At 72.1% G+C, this 15,073-nt stretch carries 16 protein-coding genes; 4 read left to right on the top strand and 12 right to left on the bottom strand.

Features of this window, described 5'->3' with window-relative positions; translation table 11 throughout:
* The first annotated feature begins 44 nt into the window (after positions 1 to 44).
* Positions 45 to 1,199 (top strand): MFS transporter, encoded by a 1,155-nt coding sequence (locus AB0J76_RS32340; protein WP_352324817.1) that lies wholly within the window; start codon positions 45 to 47, stop codon positions 1,197 to 1,199.
* Here the strand turns inward: AB0J76_RS32340 and mutM are convergent.
* The 8 genes from mutM to AB0J76_RS32300 form a co-directional block, all read right to left on the bottom strand.
* A complete protein-coding gene (gene mutM / locus AB0J76_RS32335; RefSeq protein WP_352324818.1) occupies positions 1,147 to 1,992 on the bottom strand; it encodes a bifunctional DNA-formamidopyrimidine glycosylase/DNA-(apurinic or apyrimidinic site) lyase in 846 nt (281 codons plus the stop codon). The two genes, AB0J76_RS32340 and mutM, sit on opposite strands and share 53 nt — an antisense overlap.
* Positions 1,993 to 2,100: 108 nt before the next feature.
* The gene (rnc, locus tag AB0J76_RS32330) at positions 2,101 to 2,820 is read right to left on the bottom strand and encodes a ribonuclease III (RefSeq protein WP_352324836.1); all 720 of its coding nucleotides are present in this window, start codon (positions 2,818 to 2,820) and stop codon (positions 2,101 to 2,103) included.
* 255 nt (positions 2,821 to 3,075) lie between these two features.
* Positions 3,076 to 3,255: a 50S ribosomal protein L32 gene (rpmF, locus tag AB0J76_RS32325; RefSeq protein WP_033409409.1), complete on the bottom strand. Its 180-nt coding sequence runs from the start codon at positions 3,253 to 3,255 to the stop codon at positions 3,076 to 3,078.
* Position 3,256: 1 nt separating this feature from the next.
* The gene (locus AB0J76_RS32320) at positions 3,257 to 3,808 is read right to left on the bottom strand and encodes a YceD family protein (protein ID WP_352324820.1); all 552 of its coding nucleotides are present in this window, start codon (positions 3,806 to 3,808) and stop codon (positions 3,257 to 3,259) included.
* A 72-nt stretch (positions 3,809 to 3,880) separates the two neighbouring features.
* The gene (gene coaD / locus AB0J76_RS32315; protein ID WP_352324821.1) at positions 3,881 to 4,357 is read right to left on the bottom strand and encodes a pantetheine-phosphate adenylyltransferase; all 477 of its coding nucleotides are present in this window, start codon (positions 4,355 to 4,357) and stop codon (positions 3,881 to 3,883) included.
* Between the two features lie 14 nt (positions 4,358 to 4,371).
* Positions 4,372 to 4,938: a 16S rRNA (guanine(966)-N(2))-methyltransferase RsmD gene (rsmD, locus tag AB0J76_RS32310; RefSeq protein ID WP_352324822.1), complete on the bottom strand. Its 567-nt coding sequence runs from the start codon at positions 4,936 to 4,938 to the stop codon at positions 4,372 to 4,374.
* 395 nt (positions 4,939 to 5,333) lie between these two features.
* Entirely contained in the window at positions 5,334 to 7,514 is a 2,181-nt protein-coding gene (recG, locus tag AB0J76_RS32305) for an ATP-dependent DNA helicase RecG (RefSeq protein WP_352324823.1), read from the bottom strand.
* A 100-nt stretch (positions 7,515 to 7,614) separates the two neighbouring features.
* Entirely contained in the window at positions 7,615 to 9,159 is a 1,545-nt protein-coding gene (locus AB0J76_RS32300; protein ID WP_352324824.1) for a DAK2 domain-containing protein, read from the bottom strand.
* A 199-nt stretch (positions 9,160 to 9,358) separates the two neighbouring features.
* Here AB0J76_RS32300 and rpmB point away from each other — a divergent pair, with 199 nt between their 5' ends.
* Complete coding sequence (gene rpmB / locus AB0J76_RS32295; protein WP_043618345.1) at positions 9,359 to 9,544, top strand: 50S ribosomal protein L28; 186 nt, start codon at positions 9,359 to 9,361, stop codon at positions 9,542 to 9,544.
* Between the two features lie 99 nt (positions 9,545 to 9,643).
* On the opposite strand, the gene thiD is transcribed toward rpmB, so the two are convergent.
* From thiD to AB0J76_RS32280, 3 genes are all read right to left on the bottom strand, one after another.
* Positions 9,644 to 10,441 (bottom strand): bifunctional hydroxymethylpyrimidine kinase/phosphomethylpyrimidine kinase, encoded by a 798-nt coding sequence (thiD, locus tag AB0J76_RS32290; RefSeq protein ID WP_352324825.1) that lies wholly within the window; start codon positions 10,439 to 10,441, stop codon positions 9,644 to 9,646.
* A 30-nt stretch (positions 10,442 to 10,471) separates the two neighbouring features.
* Positions 10,472 to 12,040 (bottom strand): hypothetical protein, encoded by a 1,569-nt coding sequence (locus AB0J76_RS32285; RefSeq protein ID WP_364391523.1) that lies wholly within the window; start codon positions 12,038 to 12,040, stop codon positions 10,472 to 10,474.
* A gap of 230 nt (positions 12,041 to 12,270) precedes the next feature.
* Entirely contained in the window at positions 12,271 to 13,239 is a 969-nt protein-coding gene (locus AB0J76_RS32280; RefSeq protein WP_352324827.1) for a thiamine-phosphate kinase, read from the bottom strand.
* Positions 13,240 to 13,286: 47 nt separating this feature from the next.
* Here AB0J76_RS32280 and AB0J76_RS32275 point away from each other — a divergent pair, with 47 nt between their 5' ends.
* Positions 13,287 to 13,520, top strand: a complete 234-nt coding sequence (locus AB0J76_RS32275; protein WP_125637145.1) for an Lrp/AsnC ligand binding domain-containing protein — start codon at positions 13,287 to 13,289, stop codon at positions 13,518 to 13,520.
* 21 nt (positions 13,521 to 13,541) lie between these two features.
* Positions 13,542 to 13,976, top strand: coding sequence for a DUF3515 domain-containing protein (locus AB0J76_RS32270; protein ID WP_352324828.1), 435 nt, complete (start codon positions 13,542 to 13,544; stop codon positions 13,974 to 13,976).
* On the opposite strand, the gene AB0J76_RS32265 is transcribed toward AB0J76_RS32270, so the two are convergent.
* On the bottom strand, positions 13,959 to 15,053 hold the full coding sequence (locus AB0J76_RS32265; RefSeq protein ID WP_352324829.1) for a D-alanine--D-alanine ligase family protein: 1,095 nt from the start codon (positions 15,051 to 15,053) through the stop codon (positions 13,959 to 13,961). The genes AB0J76_RS32270 and AB0J76_RS32265 overlap by 18 nt on opposite strands.
* Positions 15,054 to 15,073: the final 20 nt, after the last annotated feature.

Here is a 15,073-nt window from a genome sequence, read left to right as displayed (position 1 = left end):
CTTCGTCATTGTTCCCCTCCCGGCCGATGAGGAGGCTGAACGGCATGACGACTCTTGAGACCTCCACCGTCGCGCGGGCCCGCTGGCTCGCCGTCCTCGCGGTCGCGGTGGGCACCTTCACCATCGTGACCAGCGAGATGCTGCCCGTCGGCCTGTTGACCTCGATCGCCGCCAGTCTGGGGGTGTCCGACGGCACGGCCGGGCTGATGGTGTCGCTGCCGGGGCTGGTCGCGGCCGTCTCGGCCCCCGTGCTGGCCCTGGCCACCCGGCGGCTGGACCGGCGCGTCCCCCTGCTCGGCCTGATGGCGTTGCTCGCGGTGGCCAACCTGGCGGCGGCGTTCGCGACGAGCTTCCCCGTCATGCTGGGCGCGCGGGTGCTGACCGGCATCAGCATCGGCGGGTTCTGGGCCTTCGCGGCCGGGCTGGGCCTGCGGCTGGTGCCCGAGCGCTCGGTGGGCAGGGCCACGTCGGTGATCCTCGGCGGCGTGTCGGTGGCCTCGGTGCTCGGCGTGCCGGCGGGCACGCTCATCGCCTCGGCGGCGGGGTGGCGCACGTCGTTCGCGGTCATGGGCGGGCTGGCGCTGGTGCTGCTCGGGCTGCTGGCCGTCGTGCTGCCGCCGATGCCGGGCGAGGACGCCTCCGGCGGCTCCCGCGCGCCGCTGCCGGGGGCGCTGCGGGTCGTGCTGGCGGCGACCGTGCTGATCATCACCGGGCACTTCGCGGCCTACACCTACGTCCGGCCGTTCCTGGAGCAGGTCGCGGACGCCGGCCCCGGCCTGGTCAGCGTCGCCCTGCTGGTGTACGGCGCGGCCGGCGTCGTCGGCAACTTCGTCGCGGGCGCCAGGGCGGCCCGGGACCCCAAGCCGGTGCTGATCGTCCTGGCTCTGCTCATCGCGGCTTCCACGGCGGCGCTGGCGCTGGTCGGGCTGCCGCTGGTCATGCTCGTCGTGTGGGGTCTCGGCTACGGCGGCGTCGGCGTGGCGCTGCAGCTGTGGATCATGCGTTCGGGCGGCGGCGAGCTGGGCACCGCGCTGTTCGTGGGGGCGTTCAACGTCTCCATCGCGCTCGGCTCGTTCGTCGGCGGCCGGGTGGTGGACGGCGTGTCGATCTCGTCGGTGATGTGGCTGGGCGCCGCGCTGGCCCTGCTCACCGCGGCTTTCGCTGGCATTTGGGGCAGGAGTACGACGACCGGTTCATGAACGCCTCCCGCCTGATGGGCGTGCCGCAGCGCGAGCACGGCAGGTCGCGGCGGCCGTAGACCTCCAGCGACCGGTCGAAGTAGCCGCTCTCGCCGTTGACGTTGACGTAGAGGCTGTCGAAGGAGGTGCCGCCCTGCTGGAGGGCGGCGCCCATCACCGTGCGCACGCCGGCCAGCAGCTCGGCGATCTTCGGACGGGTGAGCGTCCCGGTGGGACGGGCCCAGTGGAGCCGGGCGATCCACAACGCCTCGTCGGCGTAGATGTTGCCGACGCCGCTGATCAGCGACTGGTCCAGCAGCGCCCGTTTGATCTCGGTGCGTCTGGCCCTGAGCCGGCGGGTGAACTCCGCCTCGTCGAACGACGCCTCGAACGGGTCGGGCGCGATGTGCGCGATCGGCGCGGGCACACCGCCGACGAGCGGGGTCAGCATGACGTGGCCGAACGTGCGCTGGTCGACGAAGCGCAGGTCGGGGCCGCCGTCCTCGAAGCGGAGGCGGACGCGCAAATGTTTCTCGGGGGGCGTCTGCGGATCGACGACGAGCAGCTGGCCGCTCATGCCCAGATGGGCCAGCAGGGCCTCCTCGCCGCCCGACAGGGGCAGCCACAGGTATTTGCCGCGGCGCTCGGCCGACAACACCGTACGGCCCTTCAGGCGGGCGGTGAACTCGTCGGCCCCGGGGACGTGCCGCCTGATCGCGCGCGGGTGGAGCACCTCCGCGGCGGCGATCTCGCGGCCGACGACCCATTGCGCCAGGCCGCGCCTGACGACCTCGACCTCTGGCAGCTCAGGCACCGTGCACCAACCGTCCTCTCGACTTCCCCGGCCGCGGGGCATGCCGCGGCGGGGACGGATCCGCAGTCACAACGCCGGACGCGGGCCGGGGCTTCCCGTAGGCCGGGGTCAGCTCGCGGGCTGGCTCTCGCGCTGCTCGCGGCGGGCCCGGATGCGCGTCCAGGCCGCCTCGGCCGCCTGCTGCTCGGCCTCCTTCTTGCTGCGCCCGCTGCCCGAGCCGTAGGACTCGCCGCCCACCCGCACCATGGCCGTGAACGACTTGGCGTGGTCGGGGCCGCTCTCCTCGACGTGGTACTCGGGCACGCCGAGCGCCTCGGAGGCGGTGAGCTCCTGCAGGGACGTCTTCCAGTCGAGCCCCGCGCCCAGCGAGGCCGAGCGCACGATCAGCGGGTCGAACAGCAGGTGGACGACCCGGAACGCCTCGTCGAGGCCCTTGTCCACGTAGATCGCGCCGATCAGCGCCTCCAGCGTGTCGGCCAGGATCGAGGACTTGTCGCGCCCGCCGGTGCCCTCCTCGCCCCTGCCGAGCCGCAGGAACCGGCCGAGCCCCAGGTTGCGGGCGACGTCGGCCAGCGCGCGCATGTTGACCACGGCGGCGCGCAGCTTGGCGAGCTGCCCCTCGGGCAGGTCGGGGTGGTTGCGGTAGAGGGTGTCGGTGACCACGAGACCCAGCACCGAGTCGCCGAGGAACTCCAGGCGCTCGTTGGTGGGCAGGCCGCCGTTCTCGTAGGCGTAGGAGCGGTGCGTCAGGGCCCGCTCGAGGATGTCGGGGTCGAGGCCGACGACCAGGACCCGCTGCAGCTCTTCCCTGGCGACCTCCACGGCCACCGGCTTAGGACCTGCTCCCACGTGTTTCCTCCTCGGACATCTTCACAAGGCGGCCGCGGAAGATGCCCGAAAACGTGGTGGGCGTCGGGGTAACGGGTAGCCCCGGCGTCCACCACGGCCGCGGGCGAACCGCCGCCGTACGCATCTACAGACGTTAACGCCGACCGAGGCACAATGGCACCCGGTCGGCATCACGTCAACTGCTGACGGTGAAACCCGCCGCCGGCATGACGGGCGGGCCTGCTGTCAGTGTGATCAGGCGGACGGCTCGATGACCTGACGACGGTTGTAGGTGCCGCAGGTGGGGCACGCGATGTGCGGCTGCTTGGGCGAACGGCACTGCGGGCAGCTCACCAGGGCGACAGCAGTCGTCTTCCACTGGGAGCGACGGGCGCGGGTGTTGCTCCGCGACATCTTTCGCTTCGGGACGGCCACGTCACTTCTCCTGATCGTTATCGTTCTCGGAAATCAGACCTTGCAACGACGCCCAGCGGGCATCGATCTTCTCGTGCCGGTGATCGGCGCCGGCCTCGGCCAGCTTGATCCCGCACTCCGTGCAGAGCCCCTCGCAGTCCTCGCGGCACACGGGGCTCAGCGGCAGTGCGAGCACCACCGCGTCACGGAACGTCGGCTCGAGGTCGAGCAGCTCCCCGTCGAGCAGTGAGTCGTCCTCCGAGGCGTCCTCGTCGGAGTAGAAGAACAGCTCCTGCAGATCGACCTCGATGTCCGAGGTGATCGGGTCAAGGCACCGCGCGCACTCCCCGGCGAGCGGGGCGTGCGCCGTGCCCGAGACGAGCACGCCTTCCATCACTGCTTCGAGCCGGAGGTCCAGCTCGACTTCGGCGTCCTTGGGGACACCGATCATGTCGACGCCGAGGTTAGCCGGTGCCGGAAGGGACAGGGTCATCTGCCGCATCGTGCCCGGTCGCTTCCCCAGGTCATGAGTGGAGAGCACCCAAGGGGAGCGGGGGTCGAGGTGCTGAGTCATCCTGCTCTCGCTAGGCATGGCGAAGACGCTCGCCGTCGTACAAGGCCGAAATGAAAGGATACCAGGTCGCGGTCAGCCCCTGAGACGCTCGATGAGCAGCTTGTGCACCAGGTCAGGGACCAGGCCGGACACGTCGCCACCATACCGCGCGATCTCCTTGACCCGGCTGGAGGACAGGAAGGAGTACTCGGGATTGGTGGGCATGAAGAGCGTCTCGACGCCCGAGAGACGGTAGTTGAGCTGGGCCATCTGCAGCTCGTAGTCGAAGTCGCTGACGACCCTGATGCCCTTGACGATGGCGGGGATGTCGTTGTGCTTGCAGAAGTCCACCAGCAGGCCGTGGAACTTCTGCACCTTGACGTTGGGGTACTCCTTCGTCACGGTCTGAAGGATCTCGATCCGTTCGTCGACCGTGAACAGGCTGCTCTTCTCGATGTTGATGAGGACCGCCACGACCACCTCGTCGTACAGGCGGGCCGACCGGCCGATGATGTCGAGATGGCCATTGGTGATGGGGTCGAACGACCCCGGGCAGACAACGCGGCGCAAGACGCCTCCCAGGTCTACGGGTTCCCGGCGGCGCGACCGTACCAAACGGATGCTTCGCCGTATCTACGGACCCTCTCCTCAACATAACCTTCCGGCCACATCAAGGACTTTCCCCTCGTTTCCCGCTCGAATGCCACAAGCCCCTCCCCCACCAGCCACCCGTTGTCGCGCAGCAGCTCCAGGACCCGCGTGACCTCGCCGTCACCCAGCGCGTACGGCGGATCGGCGAAGACGATGTCGTACGGCTCCTCCGGCGGCCTGGCCAGGACCCGCTCGACCTTGTCGGCCACCAGCTCGGCGCCTTCCAGGCCGAGCGACTGGATGTTGGCCCTGATCGTCCGGATCGCCTTGGCGTCGGACTCGACGAGCAGCGCGTGGGCCGCGCCCCTGGACAGCGACTCCAGGCCCACGGCGCCGGAACCGGCGTACAGGTCGAGCACGCGGGCCTCGCGCAGGCCGTACAGGGAGTCGAGGGTCAAGAAGATGCCTTCCCTGGCCCTGTCGCTGGTCGGCCTCGTGCCCCGCCCCGGCGGCACGGCCAACCGCCGCCCACCCGCGCTCCCCGCGATGATCCGAGTCATAAGGCCCATTGTTCCGCATGTTCGCCCAGGTCAAGAGTGGACAAGTGTCGGCCTCGACTGCGCAAGGGTGATTCACATCGGCCGGATCGGCCCGCATGATGAGTCTGCGGCCTTCAAGGTGACCCACATGAAGGCCGACCGGCGTGATCGTGAGCCCTTCCGCACGCCGGTTCCCTCGGCACCTGACCCGAGGGTGGGCCCAGCCGGGGACGGCATTCGGGGGGAGGCCGTCCCCGCGGCTGGGCCTTTGACTTCTTCTTTTTTACGGCTTCGCGTGGTCTTCCCACCCGCCTTACTCCGGCTGATGGCCCTCCATGTAACGGCCTCTGACCCTTCACCGGCTCGCCGCCGTCACGCGAGCCTTCGTTGACCGGCTCCGTGGTTCTGCCGGGCCTTCACGTCTTCTCCAAGTATTCCGCCTTCTCGTCCTCCAGGAGGCGGGCTATCTCGGCGCGCAAGCCCTCATGGTGGGCCAGTTCGGGGTCGTCCGACAGGAGCTTTGCGGCTTCGTCCCGCGCTGTTGTGATGACGTCTTCGTCTCTCAGGAGCTGCAGGAGCTTCAGCGAGCTGCGCTTGCCCGACTGGGCCGCCCCCAGGACGTCGCCCTCGCGGCGCTGCTCCAGGTCGACGCGGGACAGCTCGAAGCCGTCGAGCGTGGCGGCCACCGCGTCGAGGCGGGCGCGGGCCGGGGTGCCCTCGGGGAAGTCGGAGACCAGCAGGCACAGGCCGGGCAGGCCGCCCCGGCCCACCCGCCCGCGCAACTGGTGGAGCTGGGAGACGCCGAACCGGTCGGCGTCCATGATGATCATCACCGAGGAGTTGGGCACGTCGACGCCCACCTCGATGACGGTGGTGGCGATCAGCACGTCGAGCTCGCCCCTGGTGAAGGACCGCATGATCGCGTCCTTCTCCTCCGGCGGGAGCTTGCCGTGCAGGGTGCCGACCCGCAGGTCCTGGAACGGGCCCTGGGTGAGCAGCTCGGCGACCTCCAGCACGGCCAGCGGCGGACGGCGGTCGTCGTCGCCCCCGGCCGCCGCCAGGTCGCCCTCGTCGCCCTCCAGGTCGCCGATCCGCGGGCACACGATGTACGCCTGCCTGCCCAGCTCCACCTCCTCGCGCACCCGCTGCCAGGTGCGTTCCAGATAGTGGGGCTTCTCGGCGGCCGGCACGACGTGCGTGGTGATGGGCGCGCGCCCCGACGGGAGCTGCGACAGCGTCGAGACCTCAAGGTCGCCGAAGACCGTCATGGCGACCGTGCGCGGGATCGGGGTCGCGGTCATCACCAGCACGTGCGGACGGCCCCCGCCCGCCTTCTCGCGCAACGCGTCACGCTGCTCCACGCCGAAGCGGTGCTGCTCGTCGACCACGACCAGCCCCAGGTCGGCGAACTGCACGTGCTCCTGGAGCAGGGCGTGCGTGCCGACCACGATGCCCGCCGTGCCCGAGGCCGCGTCGAGCAGCGCCGCGCGCCGCGCCGCCGCGCCCATCGAGCCCGTCAGCAGCGTGACGGCCGTGCCGCCGAACATGCCGCCCTGGGCCAGCTCGCCCAGCATGTTGGTGATCGAGCGGTGGTGCTGCTGGGCCAGCACCTCCGTCGGGGCCAGCAGCGCGGCCTGGCCGCCCGCGTCGACCACCTGGAGCATCGCGCGCAGCGCCACGACGGTCTTGCCCGCGCCCACCTCGCCCTGCAGCAGCCGGTGCATCGGGTGCTCCAGCGCCAGGTCGGCCGCGATCTCCTCCCCCACCTGCGCCTGCCCCTCGGTGAGCGAGAACGGCAGCCGCCCGTCGAAGTCGGCCAGCATGCCGTCGGAACGCCTCGGACGCGGCTTGGCCGGCCAGGCCGTGGCCGCCTGGCGGCGCTGGAGCAGCACCGCCTGCAGCACGAACGCCTCGTCGAACTTCAGCCGCTTGCGCGCCCGGCCCACCTCGGCGAGGTCTTTGGGCCGGTGGATGGCCATCAGCGCGTCGGCGAGCGGCTGGAGGCCGTGCCTGGCCCGCAGGTCGGCGGGCAGCGGGTCGTCGAGCGGGCCCAGCGTGTCGAGCACCACGCCGACCGCCCGGCGGATCGCCCACGGCGTCACGTCCTTGCCCGCCGGGTAGATCGGCACCGGCGCGGACGCGAACTCCTCGGCGCTCGCCTCGGCCTCCTCCTCGAACAGCTCGAACTCGGGGTGCGAGAGCTGCCAGCGCGGCTTGGAGCGCGCCCCGAACAGGCCCACCTTGCCGGCGAACATGCCGCGCCGCCCCGGCTTGAGCCGCGACTCGGCCACATGGGAGCCCTTGCCGAAGAACGCCAGGTAGATGCGGTTGCCGTTGCCGTCGACGACCTCGGCCTCCAGCCACGTGCCGCCGCGGTTGCGCATGGGCTTGCGCATCAGCCTGGTCACCTCGCCGACCACGGTGACGTGCTCGTCGACCTCCAGGGCGTCGAGCGAGGTCAGCTCGCCGCGCTCGGCGTAGCGGCGCGGGTAGTGGCGCAGCAGGTCGCCGACCGTCTCCAGGCCGAGCACGCTGTGCAGCAGCTTGGCGGTCTTCGGGTCGAGCGCTTTGGTCAGGGGCTCGTCGAAACGGCTCACGGGATCCAGTTCTACCGCCTGCGGCCGACAGGAATCCCGCACCGGGCCCCGGAGCGGGCCCGTGCCGGGCCCCGAGCCGCCCGCGGAAGGGGCCGCGCCGCTACTCGACGCCGATCAGCAGCGGGTAGCCGCCCTGCTCGCCGTCGTAGACGACCAGGTCGACGTCCGGCCGCGTGCGCCGCAGGTGGTCCTCCAGCCGGACGGCCAGCCGTTCGGGCAGGCCGGAGCCGGTGACCAGGGTCACCAGCTCGCCGCCGCCGGCCACCATCCTGTCGATGATCAGCCTGGCCACGCGCTCCAGGTCGCCGCCGATCACCGCCACGTCCCCGTCGATCAGGCCCAGCACGTCGCCCGGCCGGCACACGCCCGCGCTGGTGAACGCCTCCCTGTCCGCCACCGCCAGATGTCCGTACCTGGTGTGGCCGGCGGCGTCCGTCATGGCGACCACGTCGTCGTCGAACCGGCGCAGCGGGTCGTGCACGGCCAGCGCCGACAACCCCTGCACGGTCGCCCTGGTCGGCAGGACGCTGACGACCACGCCGTCCTCGCGGGCGATCTCCGCCGCCGCGACGGCGACCGCGAGCACGCCCTCGTCGTTCGGCAGCACGGCCACCTCGGCGCCCGCCTGCCTGATCGCGGCCAGCAGCTCCGGCAGCGCGGGCCGGGTGCCGGGATCGCGGCGCACCACGACCGCGCCGCTCTCCTCGAACAGGGCCGCGATCCCGTCGCCGGCCGCCACCGCCACCACGCCCCTGCCCGCCCTGCCCCGGTGCGTGCGCTCGGCCAGGTAGGTGATCCTGACCCGGTGCGGACGCCCCGCCCGCAGCCCCGCCTCCACGGCCGCCCCCGCGTCGGCCACGTGCACGTGCACGTTCCACAGGCCCTCGCCGCCCACCACGACCAGCGACTCGCCCATGGCGTCGAGCTCGTCGCGCAGCCCGGCCACCGCGCGCTCGTCGGCGTCCAGCAGGTACATCACCTCGTAGCCGGCGCCCACCTCGGTCATCGGCGTGACCCGTCCGGTCGGCGCCGGCACGTCGTAATGGTCGCTGTAGGAGTCGGTGAGCACGGCGGCCAGGGTCTCCAGCACGATCGCCGCCCCCGCGCCGCCCGCGTCCACGACCCCGCTGCGGGCCAGCACGTCGAGCTGCCCCGGCGTGCGGCGCACCGCCGCCCGTGCCTCCCGCGCCGCCTGCCGCGCCACCTCGCACGCGTCGCCGTCGGCGTCCTGGGCGGCCCGGGCGGCCGACTCCAGCACGGTCAGCACGGTGCCCTCGACCGGCCTGGCCACGGCCTGCCTGGCCAGCGTGGCCGCCCTGAGCAGGCCGGCCCGCAGGTCGGAACCGTCCTTGAGCACCTCGGCCAGCCCGCGCAGCGCCTGGCTGACGATGACCCCCGAGTTGCCGTGCGCCCCGACCAGCGCCCCGTAGGCGAGCGTCTGCCACACCACGGCCGCGTCGACGTCGTCGGGCAGGGACTCGACGGCCTCGGCCGCCGACAGCATGGTGAGGTGCAGGTTCGTGCCGGTGTCGCCGTCGGCCACGGGGAACACGTTGAGTGCGTCGATCTCCGGTCTCGCCCGGCCGAGGGCGTCGGCGGCCAGGCGGGCCCAGCGGCGCACCGCGGGCGGGTCGAGGGCCTTCATCTGCGCTCCTTCGACCTCCCCGCATGCGCTACCTTGTTGGAGGAGAATATCCCCGCACCGGCCACCGTCCAGTGCTCTGGTTCGCGCCCAATGGTGTGGATCAGATATTCTCGTCTGGCTGGCCGGTTGTCCCGGCATGCCCTCCGCCCGGAAAGCATCAGCGGACAGGGCTACATCGACTGTTTTAAGGAGCGATACCGTGGCTTCCGTCTGCGATGTCTGCCGCAAGGGGCCGACCTTCGGCAACAACGTGTCCCACTCGCACCGCCGTACCCGTCGTCGTTGGAACCCCAACATCCAGACGGTCCGCGCGGTCGTCGGCGGCACGCCGAAGAAGCTGAACGTGTGCACGTCGTGCATCAAGGCGGGCAAGGTCACCCGCTAGTTCTCGTCTTTCGCGAAGCCCGTCGCTCCTGATCATGGGAGCGACGGGCTTTCGTCGTGCCCGCAGCCCCGCTCGGGGGGCGGGCTCAGATAGGCGCGGTCAGCGCCAGCGCCAGGCGTGGTCCACCGGGCCGATGCCGGAGCCCAGGGGGAAGCCGCGGGCGATCGCGCCCGTCACGTACTCCTTGGCCCTCCCCACGGCCGTCGGGACGTCGTCGCCGAGCGCGAGCCGGGAGGCCAGGGCCGAGGCGAGGGTGCAGCCCGTGCCGTGGGTGTGCCGGTTGTCGAGGCGTTCGGCGGCGAAGCGGTGCTCGGTCGTGCCGTCGGTCAGGAGGTCGACGGGGGCGCCGGGCAGATGGCCGCCCTTGATGAGGGCCCAGGACGGGCCCAGCGCGAGCACGGCGTCGGCGGCCCGGCGCAGATCGTCCTCGTCCTCGACCTTGACGGAGGTGAGCTGCTCCACCTCCCACAGGTTCGGCGTCACGACCGTGGCCACGGGCAGCAGGCGCGTGCGCAGCGTGTCGACGGCCTCGGGGGCGAGCAGCGAGTCGCCGTGCTTGGACACCCCGACGGGATCGACCACCACCGGCGCGTCATAGGCCGCCAGCACCTCGGCCACCGTCTCCACCAGCACCGGCGAGGCCAGCATGCCGGTCTTGACGGCCTGCGCCCCGATGTCGCCCAGCACGGAGTCGAGCTGCGCCCGCACGGCCTCGGGCGGCAGCTCCCAGTAGCCCTGGACGCCCAGCGAGTTCTGGGCCGTGACGGCGGCGATCACGCTCATGCCGTGCACGCCCATCGCCATCATGGTCTTCAGGTCGGCCTGGATGCCCGCGCCGCCTCCGGAATCGGAGCCCGCGACGGTCAGCACACGTGGAGGGGTCGTCATGAACCCCATCCAACCACTCGACCGGCACTCGCCAGGCACTCAGCCGATCGCGCACTCCCCGCCGACCAGCCCGCACGCGCCGGGCTCCTGCGCCTTGCCCGTCGCCGAGTACGTCACGTCCACCGAGTCCCCGGCGGCCAGCGAGCCCGACAGGTCGATGATCAGCAGGTCGCCGTCCTGGGTCCAGGAGCCGCCGTTCACGTCCGTGACGCGGCCCTCGACCGGGACGGAGAAGGTGGCGTTCGCCAGCGGGGCCGGCGACTGGTTGGTGACGCGCAGCGTGGCCGAGTAGGAGGCGAGCCGCTGCTTGACCGTCTGCCGCACGTTGACCGAGCCGCCGCTGGCGCCGTTCCCGGAGGTGGAGGTGGCCGCGGGGGCGGGGCTGCTGCCCACCGTGGGGACGACGCCGGTGTCGGAGTTGCCCAGCGGCGTGCCGTCGTCGGTCGGGGCCTCGGAGATCGTCTCCTGGGGCGGCGGCTCCGGCTGCCGCGTCGGCTTGGCCGAGGCCTTCGTCCGCGTCCTGGTGGGCGTGGGGGTGGGGGCCGTGCTGCGGCGCGGGGCGCGGTTGCCGACCGTGGGGGCGGTGGTGGTCGGGGCGCCGGAGGGCGTGCTCGACTCCTCGTCCTCCGTCGGCTCCTCGGAGGGCTCTTCCTCCTCCGTGCCGGGGTCGGAGACCGCGGCGGTCGAGGGGCTGGTGCTGGTGTGGACGGCGGCGCAGCTCGCGCCCGCGCACTTGCCGGAGTCGCCGGAGGAGCTCATGAGCTTCACCCCGGCGACCGTGCCGCCGAGCACGACGGCCACGGCGGCGACCGACAGCAGCGCCATGCGGGCCCTGCCCTTGCCGCTGCCGCCGCCGGCGGGCGCGTTCAGGCCGTCGTCGTCGCCACCGCCACCGGACGACTTGCGCCGGCCGCCGCGGCGACGGCCACGGGACTCGTCGGACTCGTCCAGGTCGTCGAGGTCCTGGTCGGAGGACCAGCCCGAACGCAGGAAGCCGGTCTCGGCCTCCGCCCAGGCGGGCGTGTGCGCGGCGGTCGGCTCCCCGGCCACCTTCACGTCACCGGGCTCCGGCGGCCTGCCGTGGAAGGCGGTGTCGGACCCGGCGGGCACGTCGAACCTGGCGGTGCTCCCGGACTCCGGCACGTCGAACCTGGCGGTGCCACCAGGACCCGGCACGTCGAACCTGGCCGTGCCGCCCGGTTCCTGCGCGTCGAACGGGCCGGTGTTGCGCCGGGGGGCGTCGAAGGGGCCCGTGGTGCGGCCGGAGGCGTCGAAGCTCGGCGGCGGTCCGAAGGCGGACGTGGCGTCGGGCTGGGCAGAGGGGCCGACGGCGTCCCAGTCGGCCGGACGGGCGAACGCGCCCGTCACCTCGAACGGCCCGGCCCCGTTGGGCTCAGGGTAGGGGGACCCGGAGAACTGGGGGCCGTTCGGCGGCGGAAAGGGGCCGGAGGGGGCGTCGGACGACGGGACCTTCGGGGCGGCGTCGGCGGGCACGGCGAAGGCCCCCGTGGTCTCGAACGGCTCGGGCTGCCTGCCGCGCTGCGGCGGGCCGTCCTCGCGGCGCGGCATCGGGGCCCACTGCCCCGTCACCTCGACCTGGTCCGGCAACGCCGGCCAGCCCGGCGCCTCGGCCGGCTCGTCGGGACCCCAGAAAGCGCTGCCGTTCCCCCGTTCATCCCCATCGTCGGATCCACCGGTGCCGTGGCGGCCCATGGCTGCCCTTTCTCGCGGTTACAGTGGCCGCCAATCTTCATAACACCTTTACTACGTCCTTGTCACAACAATCCCGCTAGTCCTACCCTAAACCGGCAAAATTTCACGTAAATCGGGACAAGTCATCACCGAAAGTGATCCCAACCGCCCTGTCCCACCTGGCGGCCGTGCACCAGGACACCCTCGCCCTCGACCACCCGGCCGACGACCTGCCACGACGGCGGCAGCCGTACGTCAGGAGGGAAGACCGCGGCGAGCGCGTGATCCTCGCCACCCGTGAGCACCCATTCGAGCGGATCCTGCCCCAGCTCCCCGGCCGCCGCCGCCACCGGCTCCCCCACGGCGAACGACCCGGGATCGAGCTCGACGCGTACGCCACTGGCCGCGGCCACGTGCCCGAGGTCCTGCACCAGGCCGTCGCTGACGTCGAGCATCGCGCTCGCGCCCAGCGCGGCCGCCCGCGGCCCCTCCGCGTACGGCGGGCACGGCCGCCGGTGGGCGGTCACCGCCTCCGCCAGCACGCCGGAACCCGCGGCGACCCCGGCGGCCAGCAGCGCCAGCCCCGCGGCGGCGTACCCCAGCCGCCCGGCCACGGCCACCACGTGCCCCGGCCGCGCCCCGGACCGCGTCACCGGCGCCCGCCCGCGCAGGTCGCCCAGCGCGGTCACCCCGATGACCACCAGGTCGGACCGGGTGATGTCGCCGCCGACCACGCTCGCGCCGACCACCGCGCACTCCTCGCGGAACCCGTCGGTCAGGGCGTCGAGCCAGGCCACCGGCAGCTCGGCGGGGATGCCGAGCCCGACCACGATGGACGTCGGGACGGCCCCCATGGCGGCGATGTCGGCCAGGTTCTGGGCGGCGGCCTTGCGGCCCACGTCGCGCCCGCCGGACCAGTCGAGCCGGAAGTGCCTGCGCTCGACCAGCAGATCGGTCGAGACGACCACCCGCCCGTCGGGCGCGGCGACCATGGCGGCGTCGTCACCCGGGCCGAGCATGACCCCCTCTCCCTGGGGCAGACGTCCGGCAATACGATTGACGACACCGAATTCGCCGAGATCTCCGACTGTGATGACGCACCTCCTGACGCTCACAGGGTACGGTGGCCCTTCGGCGTGATCCAATCGCCCGGGAGGACGTGATGGTGCAGGCCTACATCCTTATTCAGACCGAGGTCGGCAAGGCCGCCGCCGTTGCCGAGGAGATCTCCGGAATTCCGGGGGTCACCCAGGCGGAAGACGTGACGGGGCCCTACGACGTGATCGTCCGCGCTGAGGCGCGCAACGTCGACGAGCTCGGCAAGCTCGTCGTGGCGCAGATTCAGGCGGTGGAGGGGATCACGCGTACTCTTACGTGTCCGATCGTTCATATCTGACACATTCGAGGTCCGGGTTCCATGCGCGCCGCCGCCGTCCTGCTCCTTCTTCTCGCACTCGCCGGCTGCGGCGGCGTGGTGCAGGTCGATCCGCCCAAGCCTGCGGGGGAGGCGGCGGCGGCCTGTGACCGGCTCGCGTCCCTGCTGCCCAAGACGCTCGACGGCGCCGAGCGCGGCACCTCGGAGCCGGCCTCGCCGTACGTGGCGGTCTGGGGGGAGGCGTCCATCGCGTTGCGCTGCGGCGTGCCGCGGCCTGCCCGGATGGCGCCGACCGACCAGCTCCAGGAGATCGACGGGGTGGGCTGGTTCGCCGATCCGGACAAGCCCATCCTGTTCACCGCGGTGGCCGCGCCCACGTACGTGGAGGTCACGGTCGGCGGCGACCACACGGCGTCCGACGTGCTGGCCGAGCTGTCGGGGCCGATCGGGCGGGCCGTGTCAACGCAGTCCGGGTGAGCGCGACAGCGCGAGCTGGATCAGCCGGTCGACAAGCTGCGGGTAGGACAGTCCCGAGGCCGCCCAGAGCTGCGGCGCGACCGACAACGAGGTGAACCCGGGCATCGTGTTGATCTCGTTGAAGACCAGCCGGCCGTCGGGCGTGTAGAAGAAGTCGACCCTGGACAGGCCCTCGCAGTCGAGCGCCTCGAAGGCCCGCACGGCCATCGCCCGCAGCTCCTCCGCGGTCTCGGCCGGGATGTCGGCGGGCACGGTGAGCGACATCTGGTCGGGATAGTACTTGGCCTCGAAGTCGAAGAACTCCTGGCCGCCCTCGACCTTGACCTCGCCCGGGATCGACGCGGCGGCGGGCTCGTCGCCGAGCGACTCCAGCACCGCGCACTCGATCTCGCGGCCCTCGATCGCGGCCTCGATCAGCACCTTGGGGTCGTGCAGCCGGGCCGACTCGACGGCCGCCTCCAGCTCGGCGCGGTCGTGGGCCTTGGAGATGCCCTGCGAGGAGCCGGCCCTGGCGGGCTTGACGAACACCGGGAAGCCGAGCTCCTCGGCCTCCTTCAGCACGCACTCGCGGTTGAGCCGCCAGTCGCGGTCGCGGACGACGACGTAACGGCCGATCGGCAGCCCGGCGGCGGCCATCACGGTCTTCATGTGGGCCTTGTCCATGCCGACCGCGCTGGCCAGCACGCCGGAGCCGACGTACCGGACGCCGGCCATCTCCAGCAGGCCCTGGATGGTGCCGTCCTCGGCGAACGGGCCGTGCATGACGGGGAAGACGACGTCGACCGTGCCGAGCTCGACCGGGATGCTGCCCGGGTCGTAGGCCACCAGCCCGGCGCCGCCGCTGGGCAGCGCGAGCGCGGCTCCCGAGGTGTCGACCGCGGGCAGTTCCCCGCCCTCGATGGCGAACCGCTGGTCGGACGCGGCGAGCACCCACCTGCCGTCCTGGGCGATCCCGACCGGGATCACCTCGTACTTACTCCTGTCGATCACATCCAGCACGCTGCCCGCGCCCATGAGGGACACGGCATGCTCAGAATTGCGACCTCCGAAAACGACGGCGACGCGTGGCTTGCTCATGACGTCCGAATCTACCGGGG

The sequence above is a fragment of the Nonomuraea sp. NPDC049624 genome (assembly GCF_040675255.1).
Classification (GTDB): domain Bacteria; phylum Actinomycetota; class Actinomycetes; order Streptosporangiales; family Streptosporangiaceae; genus Nonomuraea.
This window is presented reverse-complemented; position numbering and strand designations above follow the sequence as displayed.